The sequence below is a fragment of the Spirosoma humi genome, assembly GCF_054776575.1.
In genome coordinates, this window is sequence record NZ_BAAHBR010000002.1 from 328744 (window position 1) to 343259 (window position 14516).

10 protein-coding genes are annotated in these 14516 nt (G+C 52.9%); 3 read left to right on the forward strand and 7 right to left on the reverse strand.

Translation table 11 applies throughout. The features are described from left to right. Positions 1-20: 20 nt before the first annotated feature. Together ACYU8Y_RS03215 and ACYU8Y_RS03220 are read right to left on the reverse strand one after the other, a co-directional pair. Positions 21-2015, reverse strand: coding sequence for a S9 family peptidase (locus tag ACYU8Y_RS03215; RefSeq protein ID WP_460934141.1), 1995 nt, complete (start codon positions 2013-2015; stop codon positions 21-23). Between the two features lie 58 nt (positions 2016-2073). Continuing rightward, positions 2074-3342 (reverse strand): aminotransferase class V-fold PLP-dependent enzyme, encoded by a 1269-nt coding sequence (locus ACYU8Y_RS03220; RefSeq protein WP_460934143.1) that lies wholly within the window; start codon positions 3340-3342, stop codon positions 2074-2076. Between the two features lie 13 nt (positions 3343-3355). Between ACYU8Y_RS03220 and ACYU8Y_RS03225 the strand changes: the two genes are divergently transcribed. Continuing rightward, on the forward strand, positions 3356-3583 hold the full coding sequence (locus ACYU8Y_RS03225) for a hypothetical protein (RefSeq protein WP_460934145.1): 228 nt from the start codon (positions 3356-3358) through the stop codon (positions 3581-3583). A gap of 38 nt (positions 3584-3621) precedes the next feature. Here ACYU8Y_RS03225 and ACYU8Y_RS03230 read toward each other — a convergent pair whose 3' ends face one another. Beyond that, positions 3622-5007 carry a M28 family metallopeptidase gene (locus ACYU8Y_RS03230; protein ID WP_460934147.1) on the reverse strand — a complete coding sequence of 462 codons (1386 nt, stop codon included), beginning with the start codon at positions 5005-5007 and terminating at the stop codon, positions 3622-3624. Positions 5008-5132: 125 nt separating this feature from the next. Further along, positions 5133-6431 carry a Pycsar system effector family protein gene (locus ACYU8Y_RS03235; protein ID WP_460934149.1) on the reverse strand — a complete coding sequence of 433 codons (1299 nt, stop codon included), beginning with the start codon at positions 6429-6431 and terminating at the stop codon, positions 5133-5135. Between the two features lie 161 nt (positions 6432-6592). On the opposite strand from ACYU8Y_RS03235, the gene ACYU8Y_RS03240 reads away from it, so the two are divergent. Further along, complete coding sequence (locus ACYU8Y_RS03240) at positions 6593-10252, forward strand: BamA/TamA family outer membrane protein (protein WP_460934151.1); 3660 nt, start codon at positions 6593-6595, stop codon at positions 10250-10252. 154 nt (positions 10253-10406) lie between these two features. Here ACYU8Y_RS03240 and ACYU8Y_RS03245 read toward each other — a convergent pair whose 3' ends face one another. The 3 genes from ACYU8Y_RS03245 to ACYU8Y_RS03255 form a co-directional block, all read right to left on the reverse strand. Beyond that, entirely contained in the window at positions 10407-11714 is a 1308-nt protein-coding gene (locus tag ACYU8Y_RS03245) for an adenylate/guanylate cyclase domain-containing protein (protein ID WP_460934153.1), read from the reverse strand. A 92-nt stretch (positions 11715-11806) separates the two neighbouring features. Continuing rightward, complete coding sequence (locus ACYU8Y_RS03250) at positions 11807-12340, reverse strand: hypothetical protein (protein ID WP_460934155.1); 534 nt, start codon at positions 12338-12340, stop codon at positions 11807-11809. A 103-nt stretch (positions 12341-12443) separates the two neighbouring features. Beyond that, on the reverse strand, positions 12444-12785 hold the full coding sequence (locus tag ACYU8Y_RS03255; RefSeq protein WP_460934157.1) for a tRNA-binding protein: 342 nt from the start codon (positions 12783-12785) through the stop codon (positions 12444-12446). 221 nt (positions 12786-13006) lie between these two features. On the opposite strand from ACYU8Y_RS03255, the gene ACYU8Y_RS03260 reads away from it, so the two are divergent. Next, on the forward strand, positions 13007-14380 hold the full coding sequence (locus tag ACYU8Y_RS03260; protein ID WP_460934159.1) for a PQQ-dependent sugar dehydrogenase: 1374 nt from the start codon (positions 13007-13009) through the stop codon (positions 14378-14380). Positions 14381-14516: the final 136 nt, after the last annotated feature.

A 14516-nucleotide genomic window follows, 5' to 3' on the forward strand; every position in this document is an offset into this window, starting at 1 on the left:
TTCTTAGCCGCTCAAATTGCTTATAAGGTCTTTGGCTTTAAATACTTGTCGAACCACTGCAGGTACCGGTCAACCCGATCTTTCTGGTAACTGGGAACGGTAATACCGTGAAATTGACCCGGATAAATGATCAATTGCGTTGGGATACCCAGCGATCGCAGCGCCTGAAACATCTGCTCGCTGCCCGCCGTGGGTACATTAAAATCTTTTTCGCCTGCCATAAAAAGGGTTGGCGTTTTGATGCGATCAGCTTTCAGGAACGGGTAGGACAGCTTTAGCCATTTATCGGTGTTTTTCCAGGGCGCCCCCAGTTCCGTTTCGTATTGATTGGTATACTGGTCGATGCCATACATCGACAGTTGCAGCGAGCTACCGGCTCCGCTGGCCGCAGCCTTAAAGCGCGTGTCGGTGGCAATGGTGTAGTTAGTTAAAATACCGCCGTAACTCCAGCCGCCAATACCCAGCCGGTCGGGGTCGGCGATGCCTTTCTCGACGAGGTAATCGGTGGCACCCAGTATGTCGAGCACTTCTTTGTTGCCCCAATCGGCGTAAATGGCTTTGGTGTAGTCAAGGCCCTGGCCATTGCTGCCCCGGTAGTTGACCGCTACCACCGCGTATCCGCCCGCCGACAACAGTTGCCGGGTCAGGTCGAAGGAAAACTCGTCCTGCGAAACGGGGCCGCCGTGGATGTAGAAAATAGTAGGCAGCTTTTTATTGGCTGGGGCGTTGGCGGGCCGATACAATACGTTGGATACCTGCGTCCCGTCTTTACTCTTCGACGTAAATCCTTCGACCGAGGCCAGTTCGAGCGGAGCCAGAAACGTATCGTGCGTATGGGTGAGTCGGCGGGGAGTTCCGTTTTCTACTGCATACAGTTCGCCAGGGGTGTGTGGTTCACTCATCAGGGTGAGCCAGTTACCACTCGATACAGTCTCCAGATCGCCAAATACCCGATTGCCGCTCGCGACTTTCGTGAATTTTCCGTCGGCGACGGCATACTGCCCAACATAGGTTTGGCGGTCGTCCTGCACCAGTACGCCAATCGTTTGCCCATCTTTGGTCCAGCGTGGATTCCGTACCGGCCGATCCAGTGTTTTGGACAATAAGGTCGGTTCGCCCCCAGTCCGATTAATGACTGCCAGAATAGGCTGGTCGTACATCAGGAAATTGCCCGATGCCGTTGACCGTGTGTACGCAATTCGCTTCCCATCCGGACTCCAGACTGGATTATTATCCGCACCCGCCCAGGTAGTCAGTTGCTTTGCGCTGGCACCGGGTTTAGCATCGATCACGTAAATGTCGGTGTTCTGATTTCGGTCCGGGTCCTCGGTTCGGTTGCTGACAAAAGCCAGTTGCGAGCCATCTGGCGACCAAACGGGCGAACTCTCGTCGTACAGACCCGTGGTGAGCGTGTCCAGTTTTTTGGTTGTTACGTCGAATACATACAAGTGAACAGAGCCTTTTTCGATATAGCCTTTGATGTCGGCTTTGAAATGGTAACGATCAAGCACATATGGCTTCCGGACTTTCGTTTTGGCCGAATCGGCATAGTCGGGGTCCCGCAGGGTCATGGCGATCTTCTTGCCATCCGGCGACCAGGCATAATCTTCCAGGTCGGTTTTCAGATCGGTTAATTTCTTAGCCTCGCCCCCCCGCCGATCCATCAGCCAGATTTGTCCTTTGGTAGCGCCCTGCCGCGCTGATACGAACGAAATATATTTTCCATCCGGACTGAAGCGCGCTCTCGATTCACCGTCGGGTGTGCTGGTTAACTGAACAGATTCTTTTCCATCCCAACTCACCATCCAGATGTCTGAATTGCGTTTGTCTTTTGTTGTATCAACCGTCGACAGGCCGTAGGTAATCCATTTGCCGTCGGGCGACACCTGCGGATCGCTGATCGTTTGGAGTCGGTAAATATCTTTTGTACTAATGGGCCGCTTTTTTACTGGCGTCTGCGCCACGCTGACCAGCGCCGAGAGGGTAAAGAATGTTAAGAGTATTCGGTTTGTCATGGTTACTAGAGGTTGTGAGTAAGGCAATCGATAGCATAAACGTCCGCGCTATCGTCATTTACCCCGCCAGTTCCGTCAACGCCCGCACAAATGCGTCCAGTTCGGCCGTAGTCGTATACAGATGGGGCGTAACGCGGACGCCCTGTACCGGGGGCGAGTCGATAGCGACGGTGAAAATCTTGTAGTGGTCGAACAGTGTTTTAGCCAGTTCGGCGGGCGTTTTTCCGGCGACCCTCACGTTCGCAATGGCGCAGGAGCGGGCGGGCGCTTCGGGTGTATTTAGCGTGATGTTCGGGTGGTGCCGCACCTGATCCGTCCAGTAGCGTTGCAGATAGCGAAGCCGGGCTTCTTTGCGCTCAATGCCGATGCTGTTATGGAAGGCAATGGCATCCTGAATGGCCAGATCGGTGGCTACGGGATGGGTACCGGTATGATTCAGTTTTCGAATATCCGTATCGGCCACGCTGCTGTCGGCAAACAGAGGCCACAGGTTCGCAATGTTGTCCTGGCGTACATACAGAATACCCGCGCCCAGAGGGGCGCCAAGCCATTTGTGCAAACTGCTGGCATAATAATCAACGTTACCCAGATCGCTCATCGTAAAGGCCAACTGCCCGAACGCGTGGGCACCATCGACCAATACCTCAACGCGGTGTTTATGGGCCATCTCCGTAAGTTGACGAATCGGTAAAATCTGGCCCGTAATATTGACCATGTGGCAAACCATCAGCAGCCGGGTTTTGGGTGTGATGGCCTTCTCGTACAGACGCACAATCTCCGCATCAGACTGAGGATGGTTCGGCAGGGACACCATCCGGTTAACAATACCGTGTCGGCGGGCCTGCAGCTTGAACATATCCAGCATGGCCCCGTAATCTTGCTGGGCCATAACCGCTTCATCGCCTGCTTTCCAGTTCAGGCCGCCAATCACGGTGTCGAGCGATTCGGTCGTGTTGCGGGTGATGATCAATTCATCGGGGGAGCAGCCCAGCAGCTTGGCCAGTTGCGTTTGCGAAGCCCGCTTATCGTCGAACTGCCGCGTTCGCATGTAGTAAGATGATACCGAATTCACCGCCTGAATGTGTTTCAGGTAACTGTCCATCACTGGCCGGGCGGCCAGCGAGTAGTAGCCGTTTTCGAGCTGGATAAAATCGGTCGTGACGGGATACGCTGCCCGAATCGTGGCCCAAAAATCCTCCTGCTGCGCCAGCACAAGGGGCGGTGTCGTTGCTGCGCTGGCCAGAGCCTCATTCAGTCCCGCCCAGGTTGACAACGCGGCTGTACCGACGAGGGATTTGAGGAATTGTCGCTTGGAGAGGGAGGTCATAGGCGGGGAGGGGATGATGTGTATAATTCGCCGGATTGATTGGTTTGCGTTAAATGAGCGCCAAATCGACCTTCTATCAGCCCATCGCTCTTTAGTGGTGGGTTTCCAGAATAAAATGCATTTCCTCAATCGTTTCAACGGTTTGGGTATCCGGCAAACCGTTGAAACGGTTGAGGAAATGCGGGTGTTTATGGGCGGTTTCCCCCGGTTTCAACCGGGGGCTACTAAAAAATTTAGTTGATGCTTACTTAATGCAAACCAATTAACCCGGCGAATTTTTTACCGCAGATTCGGCACTGGTAATACGGGTAAACTCTCATTGCCGTCTTCACTGACAGCCTGCACGGCGAAATAATAATTGTCTTTCGAATAAGGAAGGGTCATGCCGAGCTTCGTCGTAAAAAACTTCTTCTGCCAGAAGGGCCAGTAGGTTTCGCGCATGAGCACATAATAGCCTTTTACTTTGCCTGACGTGGGCGCCTGCCAATACAGAACCGTGGCGTTGGTGAGGTTCCGAACGTCGACCGTTACTTTTTGGGGCACTACCGGGGCTTTCGCCAGATTGGCCAGCGTGGCCAGATTGACCGCAGTATTTTTGCGGAGGTACTCGAAGTCCATAAACTTGGCATAATCCCCAAATTCAGTCCCGTTCTCCGTTCGCAAATCCTGGTGCTGGTGTTCGTAGTTCTCGTTCATCTCTGTCAAACGAACGGCCGCAAAGCCCCGTTGGACGTAGGGCGTGTGATCACCCCCACGCAGGTATCGGTCATTCCGATACACCATGACGACTTCCAGATTTTCGACATACCGCTCGCCAACTTCTTTCAGATAACGGGCCAGCGTACGGGCTTTGCCGTCGTTTTCGTTGCCAAACTGCCGAATCTGGCCGATACGGCCGGTTGTGTCTTTGAGCAGCACACCCGGAAGCCCCTCACTGAACACCCGTAGCCGTGTGTTATCGATGATGCGGGTATCGCTGCTGTTGTTGCTGCCCATGATGTCGTTATTGAGAACGGCTTCTACGTTCCACTTCTCTTTCAGCGCCCGTTCGGATAAGTGTTCGGCTCCGAGTAGTCCCTGTTCTTCACCCGTCAGGGTTACAAAAATGACCGTAGCCGGAAATGAGGATTTGCTCATGACTCGGCAGAGTTCAATAACGGCTGCCGTACCCGAGCCATCGTCATTGGCCCCCGGCGCGTCTGATTCTCGGTTCATGACATTCGTGACGCGGCTATCCATATGCCCCTGCACAATAAAAACGCGGGTGTCGTTCGGATCGGTGCCTTTGAGCGTAGCCATCACGTTACCCATGTTGGCGGGCTTGTCGACACGTCGGCCATCGGGCTGTAGTATCCAGGTGTCAAGGGTGGCCGTCATGCGTCCGCCCGACTGTTTGGCGTATTGGTTGAATTTACCCAGAATCCACTGGCGGGCGGCTCCCAGACCCTTTTTACCCACCTGCGTGGTGGCATCGGCAGGTACGCTCAGGGTATGGCGCGTACCAAAGCTGACAAGTCCATTGATGTGCGCGCGCAGGCTATCGGCAGAAATCTGACTGACCAGGTCCGCAATCTGAGGGTCGCGGTTTACGATGGTTTGGGCGTTGAGTAGAGGAGAAACGAGAACGGATGCGAGAAGAAAAGAGAGTAACGTTTTTGTTTGCATGAGTTTGCTGATTGAACAGGCGAAGCTACTAAAAAAGCGCAAACTAGCCTAGTTTGCGCTTCTGGATCGACTTCATGCCGATTAATATTTTGTCAATTGGCACTCGTGCAAAATAACATAATTGATTATTTGCTCATATAGGTGGCAACGCCAAAGGCAATGACGGATATGACCAGTCCGAACATAAAGACAGAGTACGACCAGCGCAGAAGCTTGTATTTCCGGCCCAGTACTTTGCCTAGAAAGTAGATGTCGCGGATCATGCTGGAATACAGAAAATCGGAATCATCCATCATCCGGCGCATGCCCCATTCGTAATCAGACAACCCCATCTGGTGGAAATTGCCAAAGAAGAGCAGATTGGCCGTTTTGTTTTCAATGTCTTCTCGGCTCACAAAACCACTCGTTACATTGGGTCGGGTAGCCAGTACCGCCAGGACGGTAGCCACCAGGCATGTTACCACCAGCATTACGGTTGGAATGGTCAGAATAGGCCATTCTTCCAGTTTACGGGTCAAGATGCTGACAATCAATGACAACACGATGGTGTTGATCGAAATCATGATGTTTGCTTTGGTATCGGCCATCGAACTCAACTGGAAATGGTTGGTTGAGGTCAGGCGAAACATTGTCTCCACACCGCGCTCGGGCTTACGCTCTTTCTTGGCACTATCGGCTGGCTTTGGTTCACTCAGTGGACGGTATGAGTCTACCTCTTTGGGCAGTTCGTTCAGCGCATCCGTCACCTCTTTGTGGTGCTTGCTCTTGTCCTTATCCGGCTTGTCTTTTTCGTGTTTGCCGTGTTTGGGCTCCTCTTCGGCATCATCGTCATCCAACTGCTGCCGGAGTTTCTCCAGATTGGCCAGCTGACGCGGTTCCAGAACCGTTTTGCCGTAGTGCGTGAAGTAATGATGGTTTTCCAGAAAACCCGCCGTCTTTTTTCGCCATTTCTTCTTGCTGATTTTTTCGGCCGTATGTTTCAGCTCCTGCCGGAGATCTTCGCTGCGTTCCAGAAAATCGTCGGTCGACAGGTGGCCCAGATCGGCGTCGCACAGGACTTCCGCTAATCGGTTACCCTGCGGATTCTGGGGCATTTTAGTTGCCTGAATACAGGTCGTTATTTCGTCAATGCGTTTAGGAGATAAACCCTGTTTCTCCAGAAAGGGCTGTGCCAGGCTGATCCCGCTTGCTTCGTGATTGTCACAGCCTTCTTTATACCCTACATCGTGCAGCCAGGCCGCAATAAGCACGGTTTCCCGGTCGGTATCCGATAGTTTTTCATGGTCGGCAATCTCCTTGGCAAACGCCACTACCGACCGCGTATGACTCAGGTTGTGGTAGGTATAATCTAACGCAAGGTGCTTTAGCAACGATTCGGCGTAGATTTGGGTTTGTTGAAGCAGCGAGGTTTCCTGGGCGATCATGGGGTTTGCTTTTACTATACGTGTTGTAAGCTACAACCTAACGAACAAAATTCCGATTTCGTTGCCGACTAGTTCCGGATTCTTTGTCTGTAGACTATTGGTTATCAGTCTTTTTGATCCTCTTAATGTGCCAGAGTACCTATTCGACTAACCGTTACCATATGCGATTTCTATACGTCCTTACCATTCTGGGTCTTATCAATTGTCTCGACGACGTCAGCGTCTGGGCGCAGCCGCAAACGGGCTATACCGTTTTTTTGCTTGGCGATGCCGGCGCACCGCAAGCCAGTGGCCATGATCCGGTGTTGAATACGCTGCGTACACAACTCCAGAAGTCTGGCCCGAACAGTTCATTGATTCTGCTGGGTGATAACATTTACCAGCATGGCATGCCCGATGCCGACCATCCTGAACGGGCCGACGCCGAGCGCCGAATCCGTGAACAGCTCGATTTGCGGACAGCGTTCGGCGGGCGGCTATTTGCCATTCCGGGTAACCACGACTGGGATAGAAGTGGTCGGGAAGGGTGGCAGCGGATCAAAAATCAGCAGGCCTACGTGCAGCAATATACGGGCCGCGACGATGTGTTTTTTCCCAGCGATGGCTGCCCTGGCCCGGTCGAAATACAGTTGTCGGATTCGCTGACGCTGGTCCTGATGGATACGCAGTATTGGCTTCATCCCTGGGATAAGCCAGGCGAAGGATCGGATTGCGCCACCAAAAACCTGCCCGACTTCCTGGCGAAGCTGGACGATATTCTGTACCGGAACCGGCACCGGCGGGTGGTTGTGGCCGGGCATCACCCCATGTATAGTCACGGGCAGCACGGCGGGCATTACACCCTCAGAGACCACCTGTTTCCGTTGACGGCCATTCGGAAGCCGCTCTATATCCCCTTGCCCGTTATTGGCTCCATTTACCCGGTCTATCGGTCGGTATTCGGGAGCTTGCAGGATTTGCCTAACCCGGTATACCGCGAGATGCGCAATGGGATGGTGGCCATTTTTACTAAATACCGGAACCTGATTTACACCAACGGCCATGACCATAACCTCCAGCTTATTCAGCACGATAGCCTGTATTATGTTACCAGTGGCAGCGGAGCCAAACATGAGCCGGTTGGCAAGCGGAAAGAAACGCTGTTTGCTATCGAGCGGAAGGGGTTTGCCCGGCTGGATTTTGGCGTTGGCGACCAGGTGACAATTTCTTTTTACGTACCGAATGAGCAGAAGCCCGATGGCGAATTACTGTACCAGACTACCATTCAACTCCGTCCGGCACCGGCAGCCGCCAAGGTAGGTAGTGCCGAAAAGCGGCCCGATAGTCTTCGTGTTGTTCCCAGTAACCTTTACGCGGCTGGCCCAGGCAAGCGCTTCTGGTTCGGCACCAACTACCGCGCTGTGTGGGCGCAGCCCCTGATGGTGCCCGTGTTGAATTTGCAGGCCGAAGGGTTAACCCCAACCGAGCGGGGGGGCGGTATGCAAACCCTCTCCCTGCGGCTCACGGACCGAAGCAAACACGAGTTTGCGGTGCGCTCTATTGAGAAATACCCTGAAAAGGCTATCCCGACAACGCTTCGCAGTGGCCTGGTGAACGACATTGTGCAGGATCAGATTTCAGCTTCCCATCCGTTTGGGGCGCTGGCTGTCGCACCACTGGCCGAGGCTGCCGGGGTGTACCATACGCGCCCACGCGTTGTCGTGATGCCCAACGATACCAGCCTCCGCGACTACCAGCAGAACTTTGCCAATACGCTTATGCTCTATGAAGAGCGAGCCGACGGGAATTATAAGGGAACGGGTCTGTTCGGTAATACAACCAAACTCTACAGTACGCCCAAATTGCTCGATAAATTGCAGGACGATAACGACAATCGCGTTGACCAGCGGTCGGTTTTGCGGGCGCGAATTTTCGATATGTGGATTGGTGACTGGGATCGGCACGACGACCAGTGGCGGTGGGCCAGCTTCAAATCAGGCAAAGGACTTCGGTTTGAGCCCGTCCCGCGCGACCGCGATCAGGCGTTTTTTGTCAACGAAGGTGTGTTGCCCCGCTTTGCCAGTCGGCGCTGGCTGATGCCTAAAATACAGGGCTTTGGGTACAAGATGCGGTATGTGCCGGGTTTCAATACCAACGCCCGTTTTTTCGACCGTTCGTTCCTGACCGAACCCAGCCGGGCCGATTGGCTGGCGATGGCCGATTCGCTCAAACAAAAGCTGACCGATCAGGCAATCGACGAAGCCATGCGTCAACTGCCCGAGTCGGCCCGGAAGCTGACGGCGGAAACAATTACCGCTAAACTTCGTCAGCGCCGAGCTGATTTGTCGCGCTATGCCGATGAACAGTACCTGTTTCTGGCAAAAGCGGTCGATGTGGTGGGGAGCGACAAAGAGGAGTTGTTTGACGTAACCCGGCGGCCGGATGGCCAGACCGATGTGGTGGTTTACAAATTGAATAAAGACAATACCCCTACCCAGCAGCTATACGCCCGCCGATTCAGTCCGTCCGAAACCGACGAGGTTCGCTTGTATGGATTAGGGGGCGATGACCGGTTCGTTCTTCATGGAAATGCCCCCGCTGGTAGCCTGGTGCGTATTATTGGCGGAAAGGGTGACGATGTTATCTCCGACAGTTCATCCGTTCGGGGGCTGTCGCGAAAAACGTGGGTGTATGACCTGCGTAAAAACACGACCATTACGGGTGGTTCAGAAACGCGCCGTCGCCTGTCTGATAACAAAGCGGTCAATACCTACGACCGCATGGCGTTTCGGTACAACCTGACCATGCCCCTGCTGACTATTCAGGCGAACCCCGATGACGGTCTCTTTCTGGGAGGGGGTATTTTACACCGTACGCAGGGATTTCGCAAAGAACCCTTCGCGCAGCAACACCGCCTGACGGCCAGCCACGCCTTTGCCACAGATGCCTTTACATTTCACTACGATGGGACGTATACGGATTTGTTTGGTCGGGCCGATCTGGTGCTGAATGCCGATATCAAAGCCCCGAATTTTGTGCAGAACTTCTTTGGCCTGGGCAATGAAACGGTGTTTAACAAAGCACTGGGTGTTAATTACTACCGGGTCCGGTTCGAAAATTGGAACCTGAATGCGCTGATTCAGCACCGGATCGGGAAAGCTGCTTTTTATTACGGGCCTGCCATCGAGCGGGTCGAACTCGAAGAGAAACAGCAGAAATTCATTCAGGACTATGCGCAAAGTATTCCGAACGGGAGGCACCTGTTTGAGTCGTTCTGGTATGGCGGCCTGAAAGCGGGCTTCACCGTCGATACCCGCAATAGTCCGCTGCTGACGACTCGTGGCTTACTCTGGCGAACCTCGTTGACGGCCTATAAAGGGCTAAATGCTCAGTCCAACTCATTTACACAGCTACAGTCCGACCTCTCGTTCTATGCCAGTGTCCGTTTGCCGGCCCTCGTAACGATTGCTACGCGGGTAGGTACGAGTCTGAATCTGAGCGATAATTACGAATTTTTCCAGGCTAGTACACTCGGCGGTCTGACCAACCTGCGGGGTTTCCGGCGGACGCGATTTGCGGGGGAGAACGCATTCTATCACAACCTCGATTTGCGGATGCGCTTGTTCACTATTAAAACCTACCTTTTCCCGGCTTATGCGGGTGTGCTGGCATTCAATGACGTCGGGCGCGTGTGGCTCGACGGCGAACGGTCGCAAACCTGGCATCATGGGTACGGCGGTGGAATCTGGTTGGCCCCCTATAACACCGCCGTCATTTCGCTGATTTACGCCCTTTCCCGTGAGGATCGTATTCCGATGCTTCGGGTTGGGTTCTTCTTTTGAGACAGGTTGAGAAGTTGCTTGCGTCTGTGAAGTCAGGTCCTCAGACCTGACGGGCGAGGTTTGTCGAAGCCTTGTCGATCAGCCAGTTAGTAGCACGAGGTTTTAAGAAACCTTGCTCGTCGGGTTCTTAAACCCGACGGCACGACAGCATCTGCTAGAACAACTGATACAACTCGATTTCTTCATCGACGCCTTTTATAAACGTTGGCCCGAGTGATTGAGCGGTTTCGGGTGGATTGGCCAGGGCATTGTACACGTCGCTGGAAACCAGAAACTGCGTTTTGAAAAATTTATTGAGCTGCTCGATCCGCGCTGACAGAATCACGACATTGCCTGTGACGGAATATTGCTGGCGTGTTTCGGTACCAATGTTACCCACTACCGCGTCGCCGATATGAATACCGATGCCTACCGTTGTGGGAATCATCAGCTCGTCGTTTACTGCTTTTCGGAGTTGTTTAAGCATAGCAAATCCGGCTTCTACAGCCACCTCGGCCGGATTTTCGGTTTCTACGGGTGCGCCGAACGTGATCATACACCCATCACCCAGAAACTGGTTGACAACCCCGTGGTATTCTTCCACAATCCGAATGATGATCCCGAAGAATGTATTCTGGTAATCCATCACTTCCTCGGGCGTATGGTGACTGGCGTAATTGGTGAAATTGCGAATATCCAGAAACATGATCGCCACCCGCATGTGTCGGCTCTTGTAGTTCCCTTTTTGCTCCAGCACGGCCTGGGCAATTTCGGGCGATACCTGCTGGCCAAACAGCAGAACGGCCTGTTGTTCGGTTTCGGTAGCCTGGATGGTATCCCGAATGATGTCCCGAATTTGGCGGGAGACGTATCCGGCGGCTAAACCCGCCATCATCAGCAACCCTCCTTTGGCAATAAACATCAGCGGTAAATGCACGAACATGTCTATTTCCAGGTAGGGCTCTACCAGCGTAGGGCGCGTAATCAGAAAATAGAGGGCAATGAATTCGGCCCCGGCAATAATACCCGTATAGGCTGATAGCCAGAAGGTAAGCCGCAGGGTGGAAAGAATGATGAAAAAAAGATACATGTACACTAGCGGACTATTCAGGATCAGCAATGGATCGTAGAGGTGCCGCGATACAATGAACAGAATGAACGAAATCGATGTGATTTCAAACGACGCATTGGCAAATTTGAAGATCGCCGGTAAATCCCTGTGCCGTTGCAACTGCCTCTTCAACCAGCGACGAATGTTCCATTCATACGCGCTCATCCCCAGAAAATAGGGCGTAATGGTGAGCATGATCGGACCGGGCAGGTACATCAGGTTGTCGGCCTTAAGAAAAGGCTGCAAGAGCAGCAAAATAAGTGTCGTAAACAGGAAAATAGCCGATAGTACGCCTGCTCGCTGGACCTCTCGCTTCAGCCGCTCGTCGGAGAAGTGTTGTTGAAAATAAGACTCAATGGGTGCTTTTTGCATTGAGCGAAACGGAAATGTCATCTCATAGAAAACAGGATGGTTCGTTCCTGGTCAACAATCAGATGTCGGGATTGATTCATCACGCACTGGCTTCAGAAGCCGTAGGATATACCCACGCCCGTGGCCACTTGGCCTGTGAGGGGGATGGGGGCCAACGACACGCCCATTCGGGGCTGACGCAGTAGCTCGTTATAGCGGATAACGGCTTTGTTGATCTGCCCATTGCCAATGATCGACAGGGTAAGAGAGGCAACAATGGAGCCGCCGTACACAGTCCAGTATGTACCGCCAGTGCGGTTGGTGCTCAGTACAATATAAGCCAGCGGGACCAGAGCCGTCAGGCGGCTCAGGGTCGTTAGCGTCCGGAACGTCTGGAACCGATGGTTTATCGTTGGGTCGTTTAATTCGTAAAACGGGATTTCCAGTGAATAGGTCGAAGAGAGCTTCTTGCCGCCATAAAAATACAGGCTTCCCAGCGACGATGATCCGTAGGCGCGCTCAATGGGCAGCAAATGCGCCGGAATCGGCGCATTGCGATAGTGTGATGTGTCGTCGTCTCGCCGACGTTGGGCGCTGGCTGACAAAGTAAAAAGCAGGAGTATAGGGAATAGTAAAACGGTTCGCATACGGATAAAACGAAAAAGGGACTTAGGTAGCTGTACAGCGTAAAAATAATCACGCCCCTGCCTACGTATCGCTACATATGGATAAGCGTTCACGGCTGCGTTATTACCCGATGCGCTGTCCATTTTCGGTAGGGCGTTCGGTTTGAAGCAGCGTTACGGTGCCATCGTCAGCTACGGCTCCAAGCACCAGACATTCGCTCAGAAAGGTAGCAATTTGTTTCGGGGGAAAATTAACAACGGCTACTATCTGTTTGCCAAGCAAGGTGTCGGGTTGGTACAAGCTGGTAATTTGGGCCGAACTGCGCCTGATACCCAACTCGCCGAAATCGATGGTTAGTTTATAGGCTGGTTTGCGGGCCTTTGGAAAAGCTTCGACCGCGATGATGGTTCCCGTACGAATATCGACTTTGTCGAAATCAGTCCAGCTAAGGGTGTCTGGTATCATGTCGTAGAAAGGGCAATAGCTTAACTAAAAATGAATTGTATGATTGGAAAAGCAGTAGTGAACGAGCTGTTTGTTGGCCAGTACAAAAACGAAGCCTGAACTTATAACTTTGTCCCCATTTATTTTGCGACAACACGACTAATTCGAACGAGCCTTTAAAAACTTTTGCCTCTTACCGCCCGTTACCCCACTGTTGTCGTAACCCAATCTCTAGTTTACCTATGAACGCTACATTACTCTTACTGACGGTCGTTGCCGCCGGGGCTATGGCTGGCCCGGCTACGGTACCCCCCGCCAGAAACGTTAAAGCAAATTTGGTTAAAACGCACGCGGATAAGCGCGTCATTGCGCCGGATCCAGACAATGGCGGCCTTAAGTTAGCCTCCGGCTTCAGGGCGTTGACCTTCGCCGATAACCTGGGCAAAGCCCGGCACATTGCCGTCGACAAGGTTGGAACGGTATTCGTGAAGCTGGAAAAGCTCAACGAGGGCAAAGGTATCGTTGAACTGGTTGATGCCAACGGTGACGGGCGCGCTGATCAGACCATCAAGTTTGGCGAAAACACCGGAACGGGTATGGGCATTTATAATGGCTACCTCTATGCCTCGTCTGATACGTCGGTATACCGATACAAATTGACGAACGGTAAAGTGATGGAGACAACGCCTATGGAGCCGATCATCTCTGGTTTGACGCTCCAGCGCCAGCACGCCAGTAAGTCGTTTGCGATCTCGCCCGACGGTAAACTGTTTGTCAATTTTGGAGCGCCCTCCAACGCCTGTCAGGAGAAAGACCGGCAAAAAGGCTCGAAAGGCATGGACCCCTGCCCAATTCTGGAAGAATACGCTGGTATCTGGCAGTTCGATGCCAATAAATTAAACCAGCACAAAGCCGATGGCAAACGGTATGCTACCGGCATCCGTAACGCCGTTTCGCTGGACTGGAATACCGCGACGAATACACTCTATGCCCTTCAGCACGGTCGCGATAACTTAAACAACTGGGGTGGTATTTTCACCGATGAGTATAGCGCTGAGTTTCCTTCAGAAGAGTTTTTGATGGTGAAGGAAGGCTCCGATTTCGGCTGGCCCTACTGTTATAACAACCACGCGAAGAATCAGAAACTTCTAGCCCCGGAATACGGTGGCGATGGCACGAAAGTAGACCGATGTGCCGGAAAAGATAAGCCCATAATGGCCTTTCCGGGTCACTGGGCACCCAATGACCTGTTGTTTTATACAGGAGGGGGCGCGAACGCCTTTCCGGCCAAGTATAAAAATGGTGCGTTCGTTTGTTTTCACGGTTCCTGGAACCGGGCTCCGCTCAAGCAGGGTGGCTATTTCGTGGCTTTCATCCCGTTCGGAAAAGATGGTCGGCCATCGGGTAAATATGAAGTGTTCGCCGAGAACTTCGCGGGTGTACCTGAGCTGGGTAAGCCCGGCACCGATGTTAACGCGGGTAAACTCGACCTGGCCAGCCCCGGTGATGCAAAAGCCCGTCCGGTAGGTCTGGCGCAGGGACCGGATGGCTCACTTTACATCTCTGATTCCGTGAAAGGAAAGGTTTGGCGGGTGATGTACACCGCAAAAAAATAGGACAGCAACAGCCCGCTGGTCTGCCCGAAGCTGAAGACTGCCGGATAAAAACGCGTATTACCGTTGGGTGATACGCGTTTTTTTTATGCTTTATCAGTTTAGACCTACCTTTGCCGACTGATTATGACTTCTTTGT